The sequence below is a fragment of the Shewanella sp. HN-41 genome (assembly GCF_000217915.1).
GTDB lineage: Bacteria > Pseudomonadota > Gammaproteobacteria > Enterobacterales > Shewanellaceae > Shewanella.
In genome coordinates this window covers 101,356-124,075 of the sequence record NZ_AFOZ01000044.1, presented here as the reverse complement: position 1 = coordinate 124,075, position 22,720 = coordinate 101,356, and the positions used below count along the sequence as shown (strand labels likewise).

The window sequence follows — 22,720 nt, the reverse complement described above, 5'->3', positions numbered from 1 at the left end:
CGCACGATAGCGGTACTCGTAATAGCAAACCAACTTGCCCGTTCAAGAGCCGCGCGAATATTACCCTAAGGTGACCCAATGCAGAGTCTGATCCGTTTCTTCTATCCCCTTGGTTTAGCATTACTATTCTGCCTGGCGGTCATGCCATCGACCAGCCGCGCAGCGGATAATGCTCCAATTCCTGCCATCGCCGCTGCAGCCAATATCAAATTTGCCTTAGATGACATTGTTAAAAATTTCACCGCAGAAACAGGCCTTAAAGTACGGGTCTCCTATGGTTCATCGGGGAATTTTGTCGCGCAAATTCAACACGGCGCGCCATTTGAGATGCTGCTAAGCGCCGATGAACGTTACATCCATGAGTTGCAAAAAGCTGGTTTCACCCGCGATGAAGGCGTGCAGTATGCTGTTGGACGTTTAGCCTTAGTTGCCCCTAAAAACTCACCGCTCACATTAGATGTCGAACTGACTGGCCTAAAAGCGTTAGTGGCTACGGGCCAACTAGATCGCTTTGCGATTGCCAATCCTGACCATGCGCCCTACGGTGAACGAGCCCGTGAGTTATTGAAAAAGCTCGGTTTATGGGATGATCTGCAAGCCAAGTTGATCTTAGGCGAAAACGCCTCCCAAGCGGCACAGTTTGCGATCAGCGGCTCGACTCAAGGCGGGATTATTCCTTTATCACTGGCGATTGCGCCGCAGTTTCAGGCTCTCGGCCATTACCTAGCTTTACCCTCGGAGCTCCATGCTCCGCTTAATCAACGTATGGCGTTAATGCCTAATGCGAGCTCAACCACCGAGCGTTTCTACCTATATCTCCAGTCAGATGCCGCCCGTGCCGTATTCACTCAATACGGTTTTGGTTTGCCCGTAAGTTAAGGATTTCAATGGATTGGCAGGCGCTTTGGTTATCGGTCAAACTCAGTAGCATCACAGTCTTGGTGCTGCTCCCCCTTGCGATACTCGCTGGGCGAGCCTTAGCCTATCGTCAATTTGTCGGCAAATCTTGGGTCGAGGCGCTGATCATGGTGCCCTTAGTGTTACCGCCGACCGTGATTGGTTATTACTTGCTGGTGGGACTCGGTAGTCAGAGTTGGCTCGGACAATGGATAGAGCAACTGATTGGCCAGCAGTTAGTGTTTCATTTTTCGGGGCTGGTTATTGCCTCCGTGCTCATTAATATTCCCTTTGCTGTGCAGCCTATTCAGCGGGCTTTTGAGGCTGTGCCGAACGATGTTCGCGACGCAGCGGCTTGTTGCGGCATGAGTCGGCTTAAAATATTGCTTAAAATTGAATTGCCTATGGTATGGCCAGGCGTGTTAACTGCGCTGGTGTTGTGTTTCTCCCATGTGCTTGGGGAATTTGGTGTGGTGCTGATGATGGGCGGCAATATCGCCGGAGAGACTAAGACGATTTCGATTTCTATCTATGACAGTGTGCAAGCCTTCAATTTCAATGCCGCTGGCACTATGTCATTAGTGTTATTACTGTTTGCGGTAACGGCTTTGGCGCTGACAACCAGTTTGTCACGGCGTTTAGGAGGTCAGCGTGGCGCAAATCATCGCTGATCTGCATTGCCAGATCCAAAACCATAAACACATTAAACTCAGCGCCGATTTTTGCTGCAAGGCGGGGGAGGTACTCGCTGTGGTGGGACCGTCTGGCGGCGGGAAAACGACGTTGCTAAGGATGATCGCTGGGTTAAATCATCCCGATGCGGGCCAAATCCATTTTGGCGAACGGCCTTGGTTTGATGGCAATACGCGTATCGCCTTGAGCCCACAGCAACGCCATATAGGTTATATGCCGCAGCATTTTGGGTTATTTCCCAATCTGACGGCCTTAGAGAACGTAGTCGCTGGACTTGACCATATCCCCAAATCTGAGCGCATTGTGCGTGCTAAAGATTGGTTAGAGCGAGTGAATCTGCATGGATTACCCGATAGATTGCCGGCGCATTTATCCGGCGGCCAGCGGCAGCGGGTCGCACTGGCGAGGGCGCTGGCTCGGGAGCCTTCGGTGTTATTACTCGATGAGCCTTTTTCTGCGGTAGACAGAGAAACCCGTGAGCGTTTATACCTTGAACTGGCTCGCCTCAAAGAGCAGTTGTTATGCCCCGTGATCATGGTTACCCATGATTTAAATGAGGCCCTATTACTGGCGGATACTATGATATTGATCAGCCAAGGACAGATGTTACAACAGGGCGCCCCCTTTGAGGTGCTGTCGCGTCCACGTAACGAGGCCGTGGCAAGGCAGATGGGTCTGAGGAATATTTTCGATGGTGAAGTGGTGTTTCAAGACAGCACAAAGGACCTCACTTGGCTTAAGTTTGGCGAGCAGTTGATCGCCTGTGACTATGGCAAGGGGCGCCCCGTCGGATCGCAGGTTCGCTGGGTGATCCCCAATCAAGGCATACGATTTAACTCGATATCCAATGGACGTTTATGCCGCAGTTTTAATAAGTTAGATGTTACTATCGACACTATGCTGGTGATGGGTGAATCGGTTAGGCTTATCTGCTATGTCACGGGTACTCAGTTACAACTTAACACCGAAGTCTCGCTGCATTTTGCCCAAAAGCTTGCACTCGCTAAAGGAATGCAAACTACAGTGGCACTCAAATCCGAACAAATTCATATTTTGGAATAATGAGATATTGCATTCTAATGACATTTTTTACCAAGTAATCCAATCCAAAATGTTCCTTCCAACAGCATGCCTAAGATGATGAATACCACGGCGCTCGAGGCACTGCCATAGGCGTAGGCGCCTAATGCCGCGACGAGTAACAAGCTTAAGCTTATCCATCGTGTGACTAATTTCATATTCGCTCCGATTAAAAATGCCGTTACCTGAGTTAGGTTATCTGACTCTAGTTGAGTGCGGTCTATTTGCTAATCCAACTTTTTGACGACACAGATGGACTAAAATACCCGCTAACATTCAATCACCTTGATTTTAAATGGCTAAATTATGGATTTTCACTGAAAATGTCATGCTTCAAAATCCGCAGATGATCAAAGCTTAATCTTGTTTCCATCGGTGTTTCAGCTGGTATTAGGTAGACTTAACACATTAGCCACAAAATGATTGAGTGTTTGGCTTAAAAGCTAATAACTTAGGTGATGTTGAAAGGGGATTTTCGATCCCTTTATGGCTAAACCTGAGTTAAGGCTAACGCAGTGTGATTCTATATCCAGTGGTAGATTTCGGGGGATTGGCTCGGAATCGCGCACAGGGACAATAGGTCCCATCGACATCTAACTGATTGTCTCATAAGATACAAACTTAGCTGATTTATATGGAGGAGCCATGAGACTATGGTTGCTAGGACTCATTTTGGTATCAGGAATTGCATCCGCTGCCCAGAGCCTGTATTCGATGTTAGCCGGTGGGGATTATCGGCCACCGCTGAGTGTTATGCAGCAGGTTGAAAAGGACTTTCAAGGGGTGATTACCGAGTTTGAAATGGAAATGCAAGAGGGCGAATTAGTCTACAAGCTTGAGTTAATTAATCCTTTAGCCAATGTTATCACTCGGTTCGAATACCGTGCCCGCGATGGTAAGTTATTAAAACAAAAGGCGGCTAAAGTGACAGCGGATGAGCTAAGTGAAGTCGAGGCAACGCGACTCATTACGGCTAAACACCAAACATTTTCAAGCCTTATTGCGATGGCGACTAAGGATCATAATGGCTTTTTAACCGATGCAAAATTAGATCATGATTTAGGTATCAGTTACTTAGAGCTTAAGTTGTTGGATGATACCGGCAAATACAAATTAGCATTCGATGTGGAAAATTTACGGCAGCTACCTTTACTCAAGTGGGATTGAAGCTTGTAGAGCCAAGGACTAAGTGAAGATTGAGGAGCGCAGCGTATAAATGAAAATACTTTTAGTTGAAGATGATGCGACAACGATTGACTACATCGTCAAAGGGTTTCTCGAGCAGGGGCATAATATTGAAACCGCCAGCGACGGTCATCAAGGGCTGTTGCAGGCTACAAGCACTCAATACGATTTGCTGATCCTTGACCGTATGCTGCCACAACTCGACGGGTTAAAACTGCTTGCCGCCTTGAGGGCAACGGGGGATCAGACTCCCGTGCTAATTTTATCGGCATTGGCCCATGTGGATGAGCGGGTGAAGGGATTGCGTGCCGGTGGGGATGACTATATGACTAAACCATTTGCCTTCTCCGAGTTATTGGTGCGCGCCGAAAAATTAATGCAACGTGGCCAATCGGCCCCAGTCACGACAGATTTAGCCGTTGGCAGCTTAAGGATGGAGTTGCTGACGCGCAACGTCACCTTAGATGGGCAGGATCTTATGTTGCAGCCAAAGGAATTTCAGCTACTTAAATATCTGATGGAACACGCGAATCAAGTGATTAGCCGTACCTTATTATTTGAGGCGGTATGGGATTATCACTTCGATCCTCGCACCAATGTGATCGATGTGCATATCGCCAAATTACGCCGAAAGTTTGAAGAGCTAGGCCACGGTGAACTCATTGAAACCGTGAGGGGGGCGGGTTATCGCTTACGACAAAGGCATTAAGCCTTACCAGAGTAGCGCCTGGCGCATCACGATTGTATTTTCTACCTTAGTGACTGTGATCATAGGCGCTTTGCTATTTGTTCTATACCGCCAACTGATCATCGAACAACAATATCAAGTGACTCAATATCTTGAGTCAGAAACTCAACGCTATCAACACCTCGCTCGCACGGTTGATCGTCGCAGTTTTGCCGCCCAGATCCGGGCAGCCGATCCCCAAACCGCCCTGATCGCTTGGCGCAATAGTTATGATATGGTCGGCGCCCTGAGCTTTATGCCCGAAGACATGCCTATGTTGCCACAGACTCGGGATTTCCCCATCTTAACCGGTGGTCCAGATAAGCTGCATATTCTGACGGGTGGCCTAGTGATGACACGTTACGGCCCAGTACTCATTGCCACCCGTACCGACAACTTAGCGACATTGATCGATAAGTTTATCAGTGCCGCAGCAACTGCCGTGATGTTGACGATTATCTTGACCTTGGCACTGGGCTATTTGTTTTCTAAGGCGATTTTACGCAGGTTAGTGCAGTACAACCGTTTGAGCGAGCAAATTGAGCGTGGCCACTACAATACGCGTTTACCCCTAAGTTGGCGTCAGGATGAATTCGATATGTTGGCTCTGCAGTTTAATAAGGTGCTGGATATCCTCGAAAATAACCTAATGGCGGTGCGCGGCGCGACCGACAATATTGCCCATGATTTACGTACACCGCTATCCCATATCCGCATTGGCCTCGAGCGGTTGGCCTCGAAATCGACTGATGAGGTCAGTGAAGACTGCGCGATCTTGACCGAGGAGCTAGACCACTGTTTGGCAACCTTCGATGCCATGTTATCCCTGACTCGAATTGAGGAGGGGCAGCAAACCTTAGATCTACAGGAGTTGAGTTTGGCTCAACTCTGCACCGATCTATTGGAAATGGCCGATGCCGTCGCGGAGTCCAATGGACAAACGTTGAGCCTGTCACTGCTCAGCGATCATATTGTTCATGGCGATAAATACTTACTATTCCAAGCTTTATATAATCTTGTTGATAATGCGATGAAGTATTCTGGGCCGGGTGCCCGGATCGATATCATTCAGTCTGGCTCACAAGTCCAGATTTGCGATAATGGCCCAGGTATTCCCGATGAGAGTAAGGAGAGAGTGTTCGAACGCTTAGTGCGGCTCGATCCTAGTCGCCATCTTCAAGGTACGGGATTGGGATTATCTATGGTCAAAGCGATTCTCTCGCGGCACAATGCGCAAATTACGCTTTCGGATAATGTCCTTAGCGATCAGCATACTGGCTTAATTGTCACTATTAAGTTTAGGGCTTAGTCAGTTTTAAAAGCATAGGAAACTGCATGTATCGAATCATAGCCGATGAGGCTGATTTTCTCGTTATTTCTAAATCAGCCCAAGTGCATTTTCACAGTCAGGATGGCACTGCGGGTGTTGTGGCGCAGCTTGAGCAAGATCTAGGGATTAAGCTTTTTGCCGTGCATCGACTCGATACACCGACCTCAGGTCTGTTGATTTTGGCTAAGAGCACAGCCGCTGCGCAGCAATTTACCGGGCTATTCACCGCCCATAAAGTGCAAAAATTCTACCTTGCCTTAGCCAAAGGTAAGCCCAAGAAGAAACAGGGCTGGGTGATTGGCGATATGGCAAAGTCGCGGCGTAGTATGTTTAAGTTGCTGCGAACCAAAGAGAATCCAGCGATTACTCAGTTCTTTTCCCAAAGTGTGGGCGATGGATTACGCCTCTATTTACTTAAACCTCATTCAGGTAAAACCCATCAGTTGAGGGTCGCCTTAGCAAGTTTAGGTGTGCCAATTTTGGGTGACGACCTCTATGGCGGTGCGAGTGCAGATCGTTGTTATCTGCACGCCTATAGTCTGCATTTTAGCTATTGTGACGCCATTGGTGTACAGCGGGATTACGCCTATCTCGATATGCCTTCACAGGGGGCACTATTTAGCAGTGAGCCTGTGACAACGGCGCTCGAGGCGTGGCGAGAGCCCAATGCTTTAGATTGGCCCGATAGATAATAATCTATCCAATGAGGCTGATTTGGCTGATTTGGCTGATTTGGCTGATTTGGTTGATACGGTCACGTCCCGCCGATTTAGCATGGTCCATGGCCCGATTGGCTTGAGTGAGTCGCTGATCAGGTTGGCAGCCATTGTAAAAAGGAGAGGGCACATTGGCGGAGAATAAGCTGGTGAGGACTCGCTCCGAGTTGACGTCAGGGGGCAAGTCACATCAATGCCGCAGTGATTGCGAGGGCGGCGATATCAAATTTTTTACTGTGTTGGAGCCAAAAGAGATACTGTGTATCCCAGTGCAACATGAGAAATCTCAATAAAATCAGAAGAATAATTCGTAGCTTCTGTGCGTAGGTTTTGAATTCGCGGTTGAGATTGACATGATGGATCATCTTACAAACTCATCTTGAAATGCCAACATACCCTAAAGTATTTGCAAATCTAGGGTCTTCCTGCGAAGTTATATCCTGTTGATTTGCTAATAGTCCCCGTTTAAGGATGCTCGGTTATGGATACAAATAAATTACTCTTAGTTATCATTGCGATTCTACTCCCCCCAGTTGCGGTATTTTTAAAGGCGGGTGCAGGTAAAGATTTATTAATAAACATAGTCTTATGTTTACTCTTCTGGTTCCCTGGTTTGTTACATGCACTTTGGGTGGTGACCAAAGCATAATTTTGATTTATCAGCCAGAGTGAAAAAAGCGCAAATTAATGCGCTTTTTTGGCTGCCAATTCCCCTCTACTTAAAATGGTATGCTGTAACCTATGGTTGCAGTACGCCCCATCCCTTTGAAATAACGATCATTTGTACCCATGGTTTGTGAGTAATAGTTGAAATAATCCTTATTAAACAGGTTTTGTATGCCTAGGCTTAGGGTGCCAGTATAGAGTGGCATAGCGAAGGACGCATCGACGGTCGTGTAGCCCTCAAACTCGGCGTATTTGTCCCCCGTGGCGTCTTCAAAATCACGATCCATGAAGTAGTTAGCTTGGACACGGGTTGACATTTCATTATCGAAATTATGGGTCCAGAACAGGTTGATACGATTTGGTGAAATGTTTGCACCATCCAGATCTGTATCTGTTTTGTTGTCACCGTTAGAATCGTATTCACCCCGCTGGATGGCGATATTCATACCCAAATCATCGTTGCTGGTCAGGTAAGCGGTAATATTGGCCTCTATACCGTCGATGACACTCTTTTCCCGTTTCACATCGTAAAATCCGTCACTGTTTAAGGCTAAGCGTGAACCATAATCTGTGGCTGAGCGATAGTAGGCAATCTTAGCACTCAAGTACTTACCTTGATAATCGGCACCAAATTCAACGTTATCCGTCACAATAGGAGCGAGGGATAGGGAGTCTTCTATGCTGGGATTCTCACCGGGGAAGCTATTACCATCGCGTAGAATACGGCCAATGTCCGGCATGCCAAAGCCTTGGTTAAAGCTAGTGTAAAGGCGGATATCTGGGGTGATTTTGTAGGATACGCCGATATTGAATAGGGTCTCGTCAAAACTCACTTCTCCCCCTTCAATTTGCTTATTGCCTGCACCGTAAAGGGTTTTATAGTCATCAACATTGAGTTTAGCGTGTTCGTAACGCACACCGGTTGATAGGGTTAAATCGGTAATTAAATCATAATCTAACTGTAAGTATGGTGCGAAGTTGTCATAGGTGCTTTCGGGTACCCATGAAAGACCCGTTTGCACGAGATCTTGCTCAGTCGTATCACGGAACAGATCGAGCCCATAGGCAGCATCGATACCAGTATCGGCAATATTATTGGCAATCAGCGAGGTTTTTAAACCCCATTTGACCGAAGCGTTGCGGGATTGCTCGTAGTACCAGTTTTCACCCTTAGGGCCCTCACATTGAACGAGTTGGTCGTCATTGGCAAACGCAGGATCGAAGAAGGTCTTGTTACAACCACCACCATATACGGCTTGGAAGTCCTGATTAAACAGTTGTACGTTCAGTTGTTGGCCTGCAATATTTTCGTGGCTGTAGGTCAAACTAGAGGTAGTGACTTGGTTATTGGCGGCCTCCCAGGGTTGTTTTTCTTCCACGGACCCCGTTGGTGTACCATTGGTGATATCGCCTTTCACGGGCATCCAATCGCCATGGTTGTCCATATTGTAATGGTTGACCATTAGCTCTAGGCGTGATTCAGCAAAGTTGTGGCCAAGTTTGATAAAGAAGTCAGTACTTTGGCTATCCATTGACTCGCCTTGAGTCGTATCGACGCCAATAACATCGTGGTTTGCATCATAATAAACCCCATTATTGCGGTAGCTGACGGAGCCTAGCATGTCGATAAATTCAGATTCACCGGAAAACGCATAACTTGCACCAAAGCTCACACCATTAGACTCGAGCGAATCCGGCACTGTGACATCGAAACTCACTTGGTGTTCGTTATCACCAGATGGCTTTTTCGTGATGTAGTTGATGATCCCGCCTTGGGCACCTAAACCGTGCATCGCATTGGCGCCATGAATGATTTCAATCCGTTCTATCATGGCAGGGTCGATAGTCTGACCCGAGCGGCCACCGCTACGCAGTGGGTTCGATTGTGGTACACCATCGATCATTATCAGTGGTGGACGGCCGCGCAGGGTTTCACCCGTGTTGCTCATCTTCTGACGGCTTGGTGAAAAACTCGGCGCTAAATTACCGATAATGGTGGATAAATCCTTAGTAGTGCGAAACTGCTCTTCTAGCTGCACTCGGTCGATGATAGTGACAGTATTCGGAATCGAGCTTGGAGACTTATCCATACGGCTCGCGGTGACAGTGATTTTTTCGATTTCTTTATTTCTGTTGTTACTATCAGGGGTATCCTGTGCCGCTGCAGATTGAGTCAGTGCCGCGAACACGGCTAGGGCAACAAACGAGGTTTTAAACGTCATATAACTTCCTGCATAGGTCGAGTAAGTGTGTTACACCGAATTCCTTGGCATCAGCACATTCCGTTAAATAGCATTGCAAATGATAACGATTTTTATTAATCGATGAATTCTAAGGGAGTACATCTCGATTGTCTAGCCGTCTCATCGGTGGAATTGCTTAGTAAGGTGACAATATTTAGAAGTTGTGATTTATCTTGCAGTGATAGGTGTATTTAAATTGAGGATTAACCCCTAACGCTATATCAGCTATTATCTCAGCCCAATCACAGTCAGCTACAGCCAATAAGCCGACCCCGAGCGTTATATATGTTTGGTGTTGAGGTGGACGGCTATTTGGTACTCCTATGAACCGTAAAAAGAAGATCAATCAAACTCTAAAAAGCAAGGCGAAGAAAGCTAATGCCAAGCTGCGAACCAATAATAAACCCAAATATATTGCCAAGGCTGAAAGAGAAGCCCTAGCGACTGCCATTCAAACAGACATTACGCCACCGGAAACTACGCCTCTGCTTGACGTACCTAGATTAACTCATTGACAAAGATTGCTCGTAAGTCAGTGTCATATCATTTTATTGTGCTTTTAAATACTCGATAGGGTTTTGATACACGGCTTTTTTATAACCCTGAGTCGAAGCATCTATCAGCCAAGGTTTAGGCAATAAACTTAAAATCGAATAGTGCAAATGCGCCGGTTTGCCTTGAGCATTCCCCGTATCACCTACAGCGCCAATGGTATCTCCCTTTGTTGCAATCAACCCCGTATCGGGCGCAATGTTCGCCAAATGGGCAAAATAGTGGATCTGCCATTTAGGGCCAAGGCCAACCACGACCTTACCTCCCTGAAAGAAGTCGCCTCGATAAATAACCAGCATGGGCGTGGGGGCAATGACGGCGGTATTTTTGGGGGCAAAAATATCTATTCCTTTATGCACGCCCGATGCACCCCATGGCTCATACCAAAAGGTTTGGCTGTTCCAGTCTTTGCTGCTGGCCCCCTTAACAGGGATCAGCGGTGTTTCAGGAATAAGACAACCGCCGAGGAGGATCAGCAGCATGGTTATGCCAAGGCGTCTTAGTCGCATATTTATTCCTTTAAAGTTAATTGGTTGCTATTAGTGGTAATCACTAAACTCTCGCCAATTTTCGGGATACTGCAGGCGCTCGGTGTCCGATAGTGACAACCAATAGGGTCGCCAAAAATAATTGCACCAAAAATCGATATTACCCTGCAGGCTACCTAAAGTATCGGGATCGATATCGGGAAAGCTTTCCCATGGATTGGGTGGTGTGGATTTGAAGTTCACTAACGCCATGATCAAGGCATTGTCATTGGTTACTAAATTTATACAAACACCATAAAAATCAATATATTGACTCAAAATCAAACTGGTCTCATTGGTTGAGTGTTCGATAAGCCCGCTAAAATGCTCTGTCAACGCGGGCAAGATCTTAAAGCCCGACTCGCGCAATAACCTGTCTAGTGCCTCTTTGCCTTCATAGGTGAGTAAACAATGCATTTGATAGCCAAAAATATTTGCCTTGGCCATAGGCAATACGGGCGGATAGACTTGCCTGTCCGGCAAGCTGAGGTTGGGCATCAAGGCTTGAGGGAATGCGGTATGCAATTCGGCTTGTTGCTCTGGGCGCTGGAGCCGTTGTTTAAACCAAGCTAACACTGACATTATCTCTCTTACTCGGGGCTGAATATTTTATGTCCTGAAGAATAGAAGCGTCTAGGCATAGGGCAGAAATTGATACAGGTTACTACTTTCGTTGTGTTCTAAAGCGCAGCTCCGAATTAGAGACCCGTTTATCCTGCGATGTTGCATAGTTAGGGGGCTTGTTTAAGTATGCAGATATGGCCCATCGCTGGGCCTATCTTATTGGTAAGTGATTATTTATCTGTGACCATATGCGGTACAACGATCTCAAATTCGGGCCTATTCTTAGGTAAATGGCTTTTCCACCACCCGTGATTCAGTGCCGGACTGTGGGCCAATTCGTTCAGCCGGATACCTTGACCAAACTCGGGTGTCAGTAGCGGCACCCCATAGGCTTTTGTCGCCGCAGCAATTCGCTCTAGTGGTTCGTACCAAGGGTGGAGCGCAAGATCAAAACTGCTGTTATGTATTGGGATAAGGTGGCGCCCCTTCAGATCTAAATGGGCTCGCAGTGACTGCTCTGGTTGCATGTGGATATCCGCCCACATTTCATCATAGGCGCCAGTCTCGATTAAGGTTAAATCGAAGGGGCCGAACCTATCACCAATCTTTTTAAAGCCATCAAAATAACCTGAGTCACCGCTGAAAAACACGTTCACCTCCGGCGATTGAATGACCCAAGATGCCCATAAAGTGTGGTTTTTATCCCTAAGACCTCGACCAGAGAAGTGCTGCGCTGGGGTGGCGATAAAGCGTATGCCACCCAGATGGGTTTCTTGCCACCAATCGAGTGCAATGATCTTATTTGCAGGAACTCCCCATTCAATCAAATGGTTATCAACCCCTAGCGGGACGATAAACATTTGGGTGCGCTCGGTTAGGGCCAAAATACTGGATTTATCTAAGTGATCGTAATGATCGTGGGACAGGATAATACCCGCCAGTGCAGGGATCTCATCGAGTTCAATGGGTAATTTGTGGAATCGCTTCGGACCAAACACTTGACTCGGTGACGCGCGTTTTGAAAATACCGGATCGGTTAACCAATACTGGCCATTGAGTTGTAATAACAGGGTTGAGTGGCTGATTTTATATAGCATAGGTGTCCCATCCGCAGTGGGATTAAGTCGCATTTTACGAATGGGTAAGGCGATGCTCGGGCGTTTATCTGGAATGCGCTCAGCGAGGTAACGCCATAAAATAGCGGGTAAATTACCTTCACCACTGCGCATGTTTGGCGCTTCGTTTCGAAAGCGTTTACCCTTAGTCTGGGCGTTTATATGAGTGTCTGTATAAATGGCCATGGCAAAGCTCCCGAGTAGCAGTAAGGTTAAGATGGCTTTAAGTCGTATTGGATCTGCTAATGTAAACTACACAGTGTAGTTTACATGCGATTGTGCAAAAGTAAACTGGATAGTGTAAAATGTCGGCAAATCATGTTATGGCGTAAAGAATATGACGGACAAACCCGCAAAATTGACGAATTCGCAACAAAAGCGTGTGGCAATCCTCAGCGCTTCGCGGGAGGAATTCATGGTCAATGGTTTTGTTGGCGCTAGCATGGATAGAATTGCCCAGCGTGCAAATGTCTCTAAGCGAACGGTTTATAATCACTTTCCGAGCAAGGAAGTCTTGTTTGATACCACAACCTCAGAGTTATGGTCCCGCACTAAAGAGGCTGCAACCTTAGCCTTTAATCCCGATCTCAGTCTCGAAGAGCAATTACAGCAAATCGCCCGCCGATGCTGGACCTTATATCAGCAGCCAGAGTTTCTCGATGTGGCGCGGGTGGTGATGGCTGAATTTATTCGTTCACCTAGCCAAGCGACCGAAGCCATGGAAAAGTTGGCCAAGCAAGAGGGGGGGCTTGAGGCTTGGCTTGCCGGGGCTGTGGCACATAAAGCTCTAAAAATAGAGGATATTGCTATTGCCTCAACTCAGTTTTGGGGCATGTTTAAGGCATTTGCCTTCTGGCCAAAATTATTCCATATGAAAAATCACGATGATCATCAGCAAGCCATTATCGACGCGAATATTAAGATGTTTTTAGCCATGTATCGGGCTTAATTCAACTGAAAGATAAAAGGCCGAATATTCGGCCTTTTATCTGCTAAGTGACTGCTAGAGTAAGGTTGTCGCCAGCAAATAACCTAGGGTCGATGCCGTACCAACACCAATCAAGCCTGGCATGATAAAGCTGTGGTTAATGATGAATTTACCTATTTTAGTCGTACCTGAACGGTCAAAACCAATACAGGCTAAATCGCTGGGGTAGGTCGGCAGTACAAAGTAGCCATAGCTTGCGGGGAGGAAGGCGATCAAGAGTTTTGGATCGACACCTAAGGCAAGCCCCATAGGCGCAATAGCCGTTAACGCCGCCGCTTGGCTATTGACCAGTTTAGAAATTAAAAACAGTACGAGTGCATAGGTCCAAGGTTGATTTTGCACAACATGTGACAGGTTTTCCTTCAGTACATCCATATGGCTAATAAAGTAAGTATCACTCATCCAAGCCACACCAAAGACGGAGAAAATGGCCACCATGCCCGCTTTAAATACTGGGCCATTGGCAATTTCGGCTGGCTTCACTTTACAGCTCATTAAGATAAATGCACCGGCAATCAGCATCATCATCTGGATCACTAAGTTCATCGATAGGAGCGTATTTTTACCTTTAACTTCAAAGGCGGGACGTAACTCGCTAAAGGAGCCTAATAGCACCACGGCGGCAATGGCGGTGAAAAATATCCCCGTGGCCCAATAGGCCTCCTTAGGGAAGCTCTGGTTGAGTAGGGTTTCGCTCTTGTCATAGATAAAGGCTCTTTGTATTGGATCCTTAATACATTCTTGGAACTCCTCATCTTTATCTAGATCTTTGCCACGGCGCAGGCTCCAAAGGGCCGCCGTCAGTACACCGCCAAGTGAAGCGGGGACCGAGACCATTAGGATTTCCAGCATGGTATAGGCGTGACCAACCCCTTGCTGCGCTGCGAGTATGGACACCATGGAAACCACAGCCACTGAAACCGGTGAAGCACAAATGGCCATTTGGGATGCCACAGAGGCAACTGCCATCGGTCGTTCTGGGCGAATATTTTTCTTCAGTGCGATATCGGAAATAATAGGGAACATGGTATAGACCACATGGCCAGTGCCGCAGAGAAAGGTCAATGTCCAAGTCGTTAAGGGCGCCAGAATCGTAATATATTGTGGGTGACGGCGCAGTAAACGCTCGGCAAATTGCATCATCACATTTAGGCCTCCTGCGGTCTGCAATACGGCGGCACAACCAATTACGGCGAGTATGGTCAGCATCACTTGGACTGGAGGTTGCCCCGGTGCTAAACCAAATACAAAGGTGAGTAAAAATAAGCCGATACCGCTGATAAGCCCAAGTCCCATACCGCCGTAGCGGGTTCCTAGCAGTAAGCAGCCTAGGACCACCATGAATTCCATCAAAATCATTTGAATTACCTCTGTATAGCTTGCCACTGTGGATATTTTGAAAACCGTTTGCGAGTATTTTGCTTGGGGATGGGGCTGGATAATTTGCGCTGGCGCAAGGTGTAAATAAAAAGTGGCATTAGATTTTTCACAAATTTGACCTAACGCTAGAATCACAGTGAAATAAGTAGCATTCTTGTTAACTAGGACCTGATAAATAAGCCTGTGATCGGCATGAATTGCGTCCCTTAGCACGTGCACCTATCAAAATAATGATAACAACAACCAAGGATGCCTTAGTGAAACCTGCAACCTTTAATACGCAAGCCTTCGATGAGTGGATCCGCACTCGCTTTGTCGAGCTAAACTCCGAGCTTGAACGGCTTTATTATCAACAGACGGATCGAGCCAATGTGCTCAATATCGGCGACGAAGCGAAACAGAGGCTCGAATGTGAAGGGCGAGAACTGATAAAAACCTTGCTCGATGAAGGTAATACCGATGAAGGTTTCGATAGTGCCTTCGATTTACTCGGTAATGTCGGGCTCTATATGGCCGCCTGCCGACGCCATGAAATTACCGAACCCTCACGGGAAACCACCTCGCCACTCGTAGAAGCATCGGCACTTGCGATGCACATCGGTGCCTCAATTGGGGTCACTCCGCGCTTTGCCACTGCACATCTGACAACCCATAACCGCGCCCATAATGGCATTTATAAGCGTTTTACCGATTTACCCGATGAAAAACTGTTTGTGGATTACAACACTAAGGGGATCTTGGCCTATAAACGTGCCGCAGATGCCTTGTTAAAAATTCAACCCCTAGGCATTTCTCACCCCATAAGCCATGATTTATTACGGGTCGCCAAGCAAGCATTGCAGGATGTTATCGATTCAAACACACAGTTATTCAATCGGTTAGATACTGAACGCTTCTTTTATTGTGTGCGACCATACTATAAACCCTATCGGGTTGGCTCTGTGGTTTACCGTGGCGCCAATGCGGGCGACTTTGCGGGTATTAATGTTATCGATCTCACCCTAGGCTTATGTTTTGCCAACGAATCGGCTTATTCGCAGATGCTAGTGGATAAGTTTTTATACATGATGCCGGAGGATCAGCAGATCCTGCGGGAATGTATGCGTCGACCTAATTTGATGGATGATTTTTTACAGTCAATGGGCCACTCGAGCCTAGAATGGTATCAAGCTAATCTAAAACTCTTTATCGAAGTCTGTGAATTACATGGCGAGACAGCGATTCAGCACCATAATGAGTTAGTGACTAAATATATTGCCGAGCCATCCACAAGCATGGAGCAGCAGCATTTAGCCAAAGTGACCGCGAGTGGCCCGCCGTTGCATGTGTTGCTAGCCTCTCTGGAAAAATTGCGTGATAGACGCGCTGCCGCCCAGCGTGCTGATATCCGCACTCGATACGATGATCTTAAAAAACTCAAAGAGAGTTTGAGGTAATACGATGTTTAGCGATTTTAAAAAGGATTTTTGCCTTGCAGGCCCAGGGTATCTGTTGAATCACTCCGTTGGCCGGCCGCTTAAATCGACAGAACAAGTATTTAAGGAGGCTTTTTTGCTCCTTGGCAGGACTCTGGGCGCGAACCTTGGGGCCAATGGTTGGCGGTGATTGATGATTTTACCTTTGCCCTCTCTAAACTGTTTAATGGCCAACAAAAGGATTTTTGCCCTCAGGTCAATCTCTCGAGTGCGCTGACCAAGATAGTCATGTCCCTCGATAGATTAAACCGTGAACACGCGGTTGTATTGATGAGTGAGCAAGATTTTCCGAGCATGGGATTTGCCCTTAAAAAAGCGTTGCCAAGCAGTTGCGAGGTGCGTTTTATTCCTAAGGGGTTAGATATTACCGAGCCGAATGTGTGGGACAGCCATATGAGTGCTGATGTGGACCTAGTGTTTGTCAGCCATGCCTATTCCAACACTGGGCAACAGGCGCCACTGGCACAGATTTTCACGCTGGCACGGGAGCGAGGTTGTTTAAGCTTGGTGGATGTGGCGCAATCGGCGGGAATTATTCCGCTAAATTTGGCCCAGTTGCAGCCTGATTTCTTAATCGGCTCGAGTGTCAAATGGCTCTGTGCTGGTCCTGGCGCCGCCTATCTGTGGGTGAATCCCAACATCTTACAGAGTTGTCAGCCTAAGGATGTGGGCTGGTTTAGCCATGAAAACCCCTTCGAGTTCGATATCCACGATTTTCGTTACCATCCAACGGCGCTGCGCTTTTGGGGGGGGACGCCTTCTATCGCGCCCTATGCCATTGCCGCCCATAGCATTCATTACTTTGCCGATATAGGCTCAGAGCAACTGCGCAAGTGCAATCAGTTACTGCTTGATCTGATTGTGGGTGAGTTAGATCAAGAGCTGGTGTCGCCCCGGGAAGCGGATAAGCGCAGCGGTACTTTGGTATTGCAGTTTGGCGAACAGCAGGCGCAAGTGATGGCCGCCCTTGCTAAGGCGAACATCAGCGTCGATGCCCGCAGTCTAGGGATCCGAGTATCGCCCCATCTCTATAACGATAAGGCCGATATTCAACAGTTGCTGGCGGTGATAAAAGCTAATCGATAATGTATGAGGATAAAATGCCCAAACCCTAGTTTGGGCATGTTATCAGTAGACAAAGCGTTAAAGCCGTTTACGGTTTAGCCGCTCGACTATCTGGCAGGCGTTGAGATCATGCACTACGTTGATCACGGTCGAAGGCGCATCGGTAATCGCCCCTATCACCACTAAAATGGGGATTGTCTCCATAGGTAAACCTAAGGTCGTGACGATAAAAATCTCCCCGAGGAAAGCGCCGCCCGGTACACCACCAATAATAAAGGCCGACAAAACCGAAATCAAAATGGTCACCATAAACACATCCACGGTGAAATCTAACCCCAAGAGCGAGTAGATAAATACGATTTTTAAGGCCGTAATAATCGAGGCGCCGCCCTTATTTAAATTAACCAATAATGGCAGACTGATATCGGCAATTTCGGGCCTAATACCCATCTTTAGCGCGGTTCTTAGGGTGACGGGTAAGGTGGCCAGTGAGGAGGTTGTGCCCAGTGCCGTCACCGCGGGTTCGAGGGCGAAGCGCCAAAATTGTTTCACCCCCTGTGCACCACCACCAAGCCAAGCGTAAAGGGTGGAACCGACTGTGAGATAGATAAAGCAGGCCGCCATAAATAGGCCAACGGCGCGAGCAAAGGTGACGACAAGCTGGGGATCTTGGCTCGCCATGGTTGATGCAAAATAGGCGCCGAGCCCCACGGGGGCCGCCACCATAATGATTGATACTATCTTCATGATGACGGTATTAAAGCTGTCGAGTAATGCCGAGACTTTCCTGCCATCCTCCCCGGATTGACCAATCGCGATACCCGTAATCACTGACATAATGATCAGGGCTAAGATATTCGATTTTGATAATAAACCTGAAAAATCATTGGTGGTTAGTAGGCCGACAAAATCCATAGCCCCTGTGGTATCGCCTATGGTTTGCTTAAGATCTAGGGTGACACCTTGAGCAGGGTCGAAGAATAAGGCGAGCCCAATAATCCCAACCGCGGGAATAATCGCCATCACTATCGATACCGCCATGATTGACACTAACAGGGCGCCGAGTTTCTTTAAATCTGTCATCCGGGCAATGGAGGAGGTCACACTAATCGCGACTAAGGGCACGATAATCATAAACAGTAAATTGAGGAATATTTGCCCTAGCGGTTTGAGCTTGAGTGCCATTTCTGGCCAACAGACACCGAGCACGCCGCCGAGTAATAACGCGGTCAGCAGCACTATGGAATCTTTATAAGGTTTTATCTTTTGCCACATAGGTAAACGCCTATTGTTATTTTTATGAATAAGATGTGCCCAAGTGATAAAAATTCATCGTGCGGCATGGACATTCTCAAGCTAGCGAGTCGAGTGCTATAGCGCAAGAACTGATTGTAATTAAACGGCTTAAATCTACTAAATAGTTTTAAGTTACGGCGTCGACGAGGTTAAAAATGATCTCAGAGGCTTCAAGAATGAGGTCATTTATTGTCATTTTTGAGGTTAGAGTTCCGAAAACGGCGAGTACTGTATTATCGAATGTCTATCATCATATTTTTAACCGACGGGTAATCAATATGAACACAAACTTCAAAATAAAAGCGATAGAACGAGATCTATTTTCTGAATTGATGGGCTTAAGTGATCGAGCACTAGAACGGGTCAATGCGAGACGGGTGATTGCCGATACTAAACCTGGTTACCCTTGTCGGGTTTCTTTGAAAGAAGCTGAGATCGGCGAGAGAGTGCTATTAGTACCGTTCAGACATCATGATGTTAATTCGCCTTATCGAGCTTCTGGCCCTATTTATATTCGAGAAAATGCCGAACAAGCTGAGTTGGGTGTGAATGAGATCCCAGAGATATTGACTGCAAGATTACTCTCCATCAGGGCTTATAATCACAACCACGCTATGGTGCACGCCGAGACTTTACAGGGTATTGGATTAGAAAATGCCGTTCGTCAGCAGTTTTTAAATGGTGAAGTTAGCTATATTCAAATTCACAATGCTAATCCTGGCTGTTTTAGCTGTAGCGTGTACCGAGCTTAAGACTAGCTGTGGCAATGTCTGATCAATAATCAAGCCCCGACAATCCGGGGCTTGATTATTTGCGAGTAAAGATTACGAGCTGTAGTACATTTCAAACTCTAATGGGTGAGTTGTACGGCGAGTGAAACCTAGACACCCAGTCGTTAACCTCCGACTAAGCTTTGCTTAAGCCTTTAACAAGGAGGTTTTTATGTTGCGCCTTTATAGCACTCAGATAAGTCCAGCGCCCCCTTCTTAAGATCGGTCACCATTATCATTTTTGTAGCCGAGTCGCTCACAGTGCACTTTCTTGTTTATAAAGAGAGTGTCGCTATGAGGCTTATTTGGGCGTTGTAATTGCGGCAGCCATTGAAACTAAGCTAAATAATAAAATCAATGTGATAAGTTTTTTATAATAACTATTCAATATATTTAATTGCACAGGAAATTAATTAGGCAATGCTTAATTTACGAGGCACAACAAAGAGATGAGTGATGAAAATTAGAAAATAGCAGGAGTTGATTAAAATTTGTGATATCACCCCAGTAAAATGACGGTAATCGGAAGTAAGATGCGCTCTACATTTGGTTAATGTTTGGTTAACTTCCGGTTAATGGAAATGAGAGGTGAATAAGATGCGCCATATAAGTCTACTTCCACTACTAATACCAACAATACTCCTTAGCGCTTGTGGCGGTTCAGATAGTGCAAACGACCCCATTGCAGACACTAAAGTCGGTACTGTTAATATTGCAATTTCAGACTCTCCGATGAGTGAAATCAGCAAGGTCGATCTGGTACTCGATCAACTTGTAATGACCGATGAGCATAACAAAGTTTATACCTACGATATGGACCATCAGAGATTTAACTTACTCGATTATCAGGGAATGGCAAGTCGTAAAGTGATTAGTGATTTGCAACTACCCGTAGGTCATTATCATGATGTGCACTTTACTTTAGTCAATGGTGATGAGGCTGATGGTTGTGCGATTGAAAATGGCCATGGACGATTACCATTAATGGTTGAAGACGGTCACCTTCCGCTGCACGATTTTGTTCTCAATGAGCATGACAATCTGTCTCTTACAATGGAGATCGATCTTTATCGATCAATGCACTTTAGTGATAGCCAATATCAACTCAATCATAATGGGATCTACTCGGTCGATGATCGATATATGGGCCACCTGAATGGCGAAATGGATCCACAATGGATCGCCGACTGCGAAATAAGTAACGCAGATAAAGCCCCTGCTAGCGGTCAGTTTTATCATATGGCTTACCTTTACCAAAATAATGTCACCAGTCTTGAGCAGATGGGGGATATAAGCCCTGATAAAACCGATGGAAAATTCTCACCTGTTGCCGTTTCTCCGATCCACCAAGATAGGAATGGTGACTGGTCCTTTGCGATAGGATATCTGCCAGTGGGGGACTATCGTGTCGGCTATACCTGTCTAGGTCATTTGGATGACCCCGCTCAAGACGACATTAGTCAGAGTCAATTTAGCCTGTTCAAGGATGCAGGTTCAGTTACCATCGAGGAAGGGGGACAAGAAACGACCCATCGATGTGGTAATGGGCACGGTGGTCGCGGCTAGTCGGCAATTACCTGTGGCTGCAGTATTCGTACTTCTATATAAAGTCGTGTCGCCAGCTTATGGACACAGTTGATGGAACTAAAGGACAGCGAGTCACTGTGGAAACGATGACAATAAATATCCCGCAAAGTATAAAAAAGCCCCGATAATTCGGGGCTTTTTCATCTGCGAGTAAAGATTACAGGCTGTAGTACATTTCAAACTCTAATGGGTGAGTTGTACGGCTTACACGCTCAGCTTCCGCAGTTTTCAGTGCGATATAAGATTGGATGAAATCTTCACTAAATACACCGCCACGGGTTAAGAACTCATGGTCAGCTTGCAGGTTTTCAAGGGCGTTTTCTAATGAAGTGGCCACTTGTGGGATTTCAGCCGCTTCTTCCGCTGGTAGATCATACAAGTCTTTGTCCATCGCTTCGCCTGGGTGGATCTTGTTTTGAATACCGTCAAGACCTGCCATCAGCAGTGCAGCAAAACCTAAGTATGGGTTCGCATGTGGATCAGGGAAACGCGCTTCGATACGACGGCCTTTAGGGCTTGGTACCACTGGAATACGGATTGATGCAGAGCGGTTACGGGCAGAGTAGGCCAACATAACAGGCGCTTCAAAGTGTGGCACTAAACGCTTGTAAGAGTTAGTGCTTGGGTTAGTGAAAGCGTTCAGCGCGCGAGCGTGCTTGATGATACCGCCGATGTAGTACAGAGCCGTTTCACTTAAACCAGCGTATTTGTCGCCAGCGAACAAGTTAACGCCATCCTTCGCCAGAGATTGGTGAACGTGCATGCCGCTACCATTGTCGCCAACGATGGGTTTAGGCATGAAAGTCGCTGTCTTACCGTAAGCGTGTGCCATGTTGTGCACTACGTACTTCAGAATTTGGATTTCGTCCGCTTTCTTAGTCAGGGTGTTGAAGCGAGTGGCAATTTCGTTTTGACCCGCAGTCGCCACTTCGTGGTGATGCGCTTCAACGACTTGGCCCATTTCTTCGAGCACTAAACACATAGCGCTACGTAGGTCCTGTGATGAGTCAACGGGAGCAACTGGGAAGTAGCCACCTTTAACGAATGGACGGTGACCTGTGTTACCACCTTCGTAGCTAGTGCCTGAGTTCCAAGCCGCTTCTTTAGCGTCGATCTTAACGAAACAACCTGACATGTCAGTACCGAAACGGACATCGTCAAATAGGAAGAATTCTGGTTCTGGGCCAATCAATACTGTGTCCGCAATACCGGTTGAACGTAGGTATTCTTCTGCTTTCTTAGCGATAGAGCGTGGGTCACGGTCATAACCCGTCATGGTGCCTGGCTCTAGAATGTCACAGCGGATCAGTGCAGTGGTTTCTTCGGTGAATGGATCTAATACAAACGTGGTTGGATCTGGCATCAGTACCATGTCTGATTCGTTAATGCCTTTCCAGCCAGCGATTGACGAGCCGTCAAACATTTTGCCGTCTTCGAAGAAATCTGCGTCTACCTGATGAGCAGGAATAGATACGTGCTGCTCTTTACCTTTAGTGTCGGTAAAACGTAAATCAACAAACTTAACTTCTAATTCTTCAAGTTGCTTTAAAACTGATTCAACTGACATTCTCAAGTCTCCGGTAGGGTAAAGGGATGCCCCTTTTATAATCTTTTAGCCCAAGTGCATTTCCCTGGGCCAAACTTGCAAGCTATAAAGCGATATTTATGCCAATAATTTAAGATATTGATAATTAATGAGTATAAACTTTAATGCACTAAATTGATGTCATGCATGCACTTGTATGGTGCATTTGTCTGTTGCATTTTGGTGCAACAATCCATTTTGGTGCGCGCTGCGACCCGTTCATAAAATCCGATTCGTGCCGATTTTTATTTCATCCCCTTCTGTAACTGCGACCACCTT

Annotated in this window: 22 protein-coding genes and 1 pseudogene; 14 read left to right on the top strand and 9 right to left on the bottom strand. The window is 46.7% G+C overall.

Annotated elements, in window-relative coordinates; translation table 11 throughout:
* Positions 1 to 78 precede the first annotated feature (78 nt).
* Genes modA through SOHN41_RS17900 form a run of 3 tightly spaced genes read left to right on the top strand, consistent with a single transcriptional unit; the run spans position 79 to position 2,652 of the window.
* The gene (gene modA, locus SOHN41_RS17910) at positions 79 to 879 is read left to right on the top strand and encodes a molybdate ABC transporter substrate-binding protein (RefSeq protein WP_007651798.1); all 801 of its coding nucleotides are present in this window, start codon (positions 79 to 81) and stop codon (positions 877 to 879) included.
* 8 nt (positions 880 to 887) lie between these two features.
* Positions 888 to 1,568 carry a molybdate ABC transporter permease subunit gene (gene modB, locus SOHN41_RS17905; protein WP_007651797.1) on the top strand — a complete coding sequence of 227 codons (681 nt, stop codon included), beginning with the start codon at positions 888 to 890 and terminating at the stop codon, positions 1,566 to 1,568.
* Positions 1,549 to 2,652 carry an ABC transporter ATP-binding protein gene (locus SOHN41_RS17900; protein ID WP_007651796.1) on the top strand — a complete coding sequence of 368 codons (1,104 nt, stop codon included), beginning with the start codon at positions 1,549 to 1,551 and terminating at the stop codon, positions 2,650 to 2,652. The genes modB and SOHN41_RS17900 overlap by 20 nt, the downstream gene beginning before the upstream one ends.
* A 14-nt stretch (positions 2,653 to 2,666) precedes the next feature.
* Here the strand turns inward: SOHN41_RS17900 and SOHN41_RS17895 are convergent, their stop codons facing one another.
* Positions 2,667 to 2,828 carry a hypothetical protein gene (locus SOHN41_RS17895; RefSeq protein WP_007651791.1) on the bottom strand — a complete coding sequence of 54 codons (162 nt, stop codon included), beginning with the start codon at positions 2,826 to 2,828 and terminating at the stop codon, positions 2,667 to 2,669.
* 487 nt (positions 2,829 to 3,315) lie between these two features.
* Between SOHN41_RS17895 and SOHN41_RS17890 the strand changes: the two genes are divergently transcribed.
* From SOHN41_RS17890 to SOHN41_RS17875, 4 genes are read left to right on the top strand one after another with little or no spacing between them, the layout of a single operon-like run.
* Positions 3,316 to 3,837 carry a hypothetical protein gene (locus tag SOHN41_RS17890; protein WP_037459598.1) on the top strand — a complete coding sequence of 174 codons (522 nt, stop codon included), beginning with the start codon at positions 3,316 to 3,318 and terminating at the stop codon, positions 3,835 to 3,837.
* A gap of 49 nt (positions 3,838 to 3,886) precedes the next feature.
* The gene (locus SOHN41_RS17885; RefSeq protein WP_007651787.1) at positions 3,887 to 4,564 is read left to right on the top strand and encodes a response regulator transcription factor; all 678 of its coding nucleotides are present in this window, start codon (positions 3,887 to 3,889) and stop codon (positions 4,562 to 4,564) included.
* 49 nt (positions 4,565 to 4,613) lie between these two features.
* The gene (locus tag SOHN41_RS17880) at positions 4,614 to 5,891 is read left to right on the top strand and encodes a sensor histidine kinase (RefSeq protein WP_007651785.1); all 1,278 of its coding nucleotides are present in this window, start codon (positions 4,614 to 4,616) and stop codon (positions 5,889 to 5,891) included.
* 26 nt (positions 5,892 to 5,917) lie between these two features.
* Positions 5,918 to 6,604: a TIGR01621 family pseudouridine synthase gene (locus SOHN41_RS17875; protein ID WP_007651782.1), complete on the top strand. Its 687-nt coding sequence runs from the start codon at positions 5,918 to 5,920 to the stop codon at positions 6,602 to 6,604.
* 4 nt (positions 6,605 to 6,608) lie between these two features.
* On the opposite strand, the gene SOHN41_RS17870 is transcribed toward SOHN41_RS17875, so the two are convergent.
* Positions 6,609 to 6,812 (bottom strand): hypothetical protein, encoded by a 204-nt coding sequence (locus SOHN41_RS17870; RefSeq protein ID WP_037459595.1) that lies wholly within the window; start codon positions 6,810 to 6,812, stop codon positions 6,609 to 6,611.
* Between the two features lie 297 nt (positions 6,813 to 7,109).
* Here SOHN41_RS17870 and SOHN41_RS19930 point away from each other — a divergent pair, with 297 nt between their 5' ends.
* Entirely contained in the window at positions 7,110 to 7,277 is a 168-nt protein-coding gene (locus SOHN41_RS19930) for a YqaE/Pmp3 family membrane protein (protein WP_006079767.1), read from the top strand.
* 70 nt (positions 7,278 to 7,347) lie between these two features.
* Here SOHN41_RS19930 and SOHN41_RS17855 read toward each other — a convergent pair whose 3' ends face one another.
* Positions 7,348 to 9,516 carry a TonB-dependent receptor gene (locus tag SOHN41_RS17855; protein ID WP_007651777.1) on the bottom strand — a complete coding sequence of 723 codons (2,169 nt, stop codon included), beginning with the start codon at positions 9,514 to 9,516 and terminating at the stop codon, positions 7,348 to 7,350.
* 344 nt (positions 9,517 to 9,860) lie between these two features.
* On the opposite strand from SOHN41_RS17855, the gene SOHN41_RS17850 reads away from it, so the two are divergent.
* Positions 9,861 to 10,052 carry a DUF2986 domain-containing protein gene (locus tag SOHN41_RS17850; RefSeq protein WP_007651775.1) on the top strand — a complete coding sequence of 64 codons (192 nt, stop codon included), beginning with the start codon at positions 9,861 to 9,863 and terminating at the stop codon, positions 10,050 to 10,052.
* 33 nt (positions 10,053 to 10,085) lie between these two features.
* Here SOHN41_RS17850 and SOHN41_RS17845 read toward each other — a convergent pair whose 3' ends face one another.
* From SOHN41_RS17845 to SOHN41_RS17835, 3 genes are all read right to left on the bottom strand, one after another.
* The gene (locus SOHN41_RS17845) at positions 10,086 to 10,598 is read right to left on the bottom strand and encodes a M23 family metallopeptidase (RefSeq protein ID WP_007651774.1); all 513 of its coding nucleotides are present in this window, start codon (positions 10,596 to 10,598) and stop codon (positions 10,086 to 10,088) included.
* A gap of 30 nt (positions 10,599 to 10,628) precedes the next feature.
* Positions 10,629 to 11,198 (bottom strand): hypothetical protein, encoded by a 570-nt coding sequence (locus SOHN41_RS17840; protein ID WP_007651772.1) that lies wholly within the window; start codon positions 11,196 to 11,198, stop codon positions 10,629 to 10,631.
* A gap of 212 nt (positions 11,199 to 11,410) precedes the next feature.
* Positions 11,411 to 12,481: an MBL fold metallo-hydrolase gene (locus tag SOHN41_RS17835; RefSeq protein WP_007651771.1), complete on the bottom strand. Its 1,071-nt coding sequence runs from the start codon at positions 12,479 to 12,481 to the stop codon at positions 11,411 to 11,413.
* 151 nt (positions 12,482 to 12,632) lie between these two features.
* Between SOHN41_RS17835 and SOHN41_RS17830 the strand changes: the two genes are divergently transcribed.
* A complete protein-coding gene (locus tag SOHN41_RS17830) occupies positions 12,633 to 13,244 on the top strand; it encodes a TetR/AcrR family transcriptional regulator (protein ID WP_007651769.1) in 612 nt (203 codons plus the stop codon).
* Positions 13,245 to 13,298: 54 nt separating this feature from the next.
* On the opposite strand, the gene SOHN41_RS17825 is transcribed toward SOHN41_RS17830, so the two are convergent.
* Positions 13,299 to 14,642 carry an anaerobic C4-dicarboxylate transporter gene (locus tag SOHN41_RS17825; protein ID WP_037459626.1) on the bottom strand — a complete coding sequence of 448 codons (1,344 nt, stop codon included), beginning with the start codon at positions 14,640 to 14,642 and terminating at the stop codon, positions 13,299 to 13,301.
* A gap of 278 nt (positions 14,643 to 14,920) precedes the next feature.
* Between SOHN41_RS17825 and SOHN41_RS17820 the strand changes: the two genes are divergently transcribed.
* Positions 14,921 to 16,099: a PrnB family protein gene (locus SOHN41_RS17820; protein ID WP_007651767.1), complete on the top strand. Its 1,179-nt coding sequence runs from the start codon at positions 14,921 to 14,923 to the stop codon at positions 16,097 to 16,099.
* A 4-nt stretch (positions 16,100 to 16,103) separates the two neighbouring features.
* A pseudogene (locus SOHN41_RS17815) lies at positions 16,104 to 17,224 on the top strand (aminotransferase class V-fold PLP-dependent enzyme).
* A gap of 57 nt (positions 17,225 to 17,281) precedes the next feature.
* Here the strand turns inward: SOHN41_RS17815 and SOHN41_RS17810 are convergent.
* The gene (locus tag SOHN41_RS17810) at positions 17,282 to 18,478 is read right to left on the bottom strand and encodes a dicarboxylate/amino acid:cation symporter (protein ID WP_007651764.1); all 1,197 of its coding nucleotides are present in this window, start codon (positions 18,476 to 18,478) and stop codon (positions 17,282 to 17,284) included.
* Between the two features lie 299 nt (positions 18,479 to 18,777).
* Between SOHN41_RS17810 and SOHN41_RS17805 the strand changes: the two genes are divergently transcribed.
* Positions 18,778 to 19,251, top strand: a complete 474-nt coding sequence (locus SOHN41_RS17805; protein ID WP_007651762.1) for a DUF1203 domain-containing protein — start codon at positions 18,778 to 18,780, stop codon at positions 19,249 to 19,251.
* 615 nt (positions 19,252 to 19,866) lie between these two features.
* Positions 19,867 to 20,835, top strand: a complete 969-nt coding sequence (locus tag SOHN41_RS17800; protein WP_007651760.1) for a DUF4382 domain-containing protein — start codon at positions 19,867 to 19,869, stop codon at positions 20,833 to 20,835.
* A 178-nt stretch (positions 20,836 to 21,013) separates the two neighbouring features.
* On the opposite strand, the gene glnA is transcribed toward SOHN41_RS17800, so the two are convergent.
* Entirely contained in the window at positions 21,014 to 22,423 is a 1,410-nt protein-coding gene (gene glnA, locus SOHN41_RS17795; RefSeq protein WP_007651759.1) for a glutamate--ammonia ligase, read from the bottom strand.
* Positions 22,424 to 22,720: the final 297 nt, after the last annotated feature.

Bases quoted from the DNA above. Each gene is read 5' to 3' on its own strand.
- modA (WP_007651798.1), top strand. From the start codon at position 79: ATGCAGAGTCTGATCCGTTTCTTCTATCCCCTTGGTTTAGCATTACTA.
- modB (WP_007651797.1), top strand. From the start codon at position 888: ATGGATTGGCAGGCGCTTTGGTTATCGGTCAAACTCAGTAGCATCACA.
- SOHN41_RS17895 (WP_007651791.1), bottom strand. From the start codon at position 2,828: ATGAAATTAGTCACACGATGGATAAGCTTAAGCTTGTTACTCGTCGCG.
- SOHN41_RS17890 (WP_037459598.1), top strand. From the start codon at position 3,316: ATGAGACTATGGTTGCTAGGACTCATTTTGGTATCAGGAATTGCATCC.
- SOHN41_RS17885 (WP_007651787.1), top strand. From the start codon at position 3,887: ATGAAAATACTTTTAGTTGAAGATGATGCGACAACGATTGACTACATC.
- SOHN41_RS17875 (WP_007651782.1), top strand. From the start codon at position 5,918: ATGTATCGAATCATAGCCGATGAGGCTGATTTTCTCGTTATTTCTAAA.
- SOHN41_RS19930 (WP_006079767.1), top strand. From the start codon at position 7,110: ATGGATACAAATAAATTACTCTTAGTTATCATTGCGATTCTACTCCCC.
- SOHN41_RS17855 (WP_007651777.1), bottom strand. From the start codon at position 9,516: ATGACGTTTAAAACCTCGTTTGTTGCCCTAGCCGTGTTCGCGGCACTG.
- SOHN41_RS17850 (WP_007651775.1), top strand. From the start codon at position 9,861: ATGAACCGTAAAAAGAAGATCAATCAAACTCTAAAAAGCAAGGCGAAG.
- SOHN41_RS17845 (WP_007651774.1), bottom strand. From the start codon at position 10,598: ATGCGACTAAGACGCCTTGGCATAACCATGCTGCTGATCCTCCTCGGC.
- SOHN41_RS17840 (WP_007651772.1), bottom strand. From the start codon at position 11,198: ATGTCAGTGTTAGCTTGGTTTAAACAACGGCTCCAGCGCCCAGAGCAA.
- SOHN41_RS17835 (WP_007651771.1), bottom strand. From the start codon at position 12,481: ATGGCCATTTATACAGACACTCATATAAACGCCCAGACTAAGGGTAAA.
- SOHN41_RS17830 (WP_007651769.1), top strand. From the start codon at position 12,633: ATGACGGACAAACCCGCAAAATTGACGAATTCGCAACAAAAGCGTGTG.
- SOHN41_RS17825 (WP_037459626.1), bottom strand. From the start codon at position 14,642: ATGATTTTGATGGAATTCATGGTGGTCCTAGGCTGCTTACTGCTAGGA.
- SOHN41_RS17810 (WP_007651764.1), bottom strand. From the start codon at position 18,478: ATGTGGCAAAAGATAAAACCTTATAAAGATTCCATAGTGCTGCTGACC.
- SOHN41_RS17805 (WP_007651762.1), top strand. From the start codon at position 18,778: ATGAACACAAACTTCAAAATAAAAGCGATAGAACGAGATCTATTTTCT.
- SOHN41_RS17800 (WP_007651760.1), top strand. From the start codon at position 19,867: ATGCGCCATATAAGTCTACTTCCACTACTAATACCAACAATACTCCTT.
- glnA (WP_007651759.1), bottom strand. From the start codon at position 22,423: ATGTCAGTTGAATCAGTTTTAAAGCAACTTGAAGAATTAGAAGTTAAG.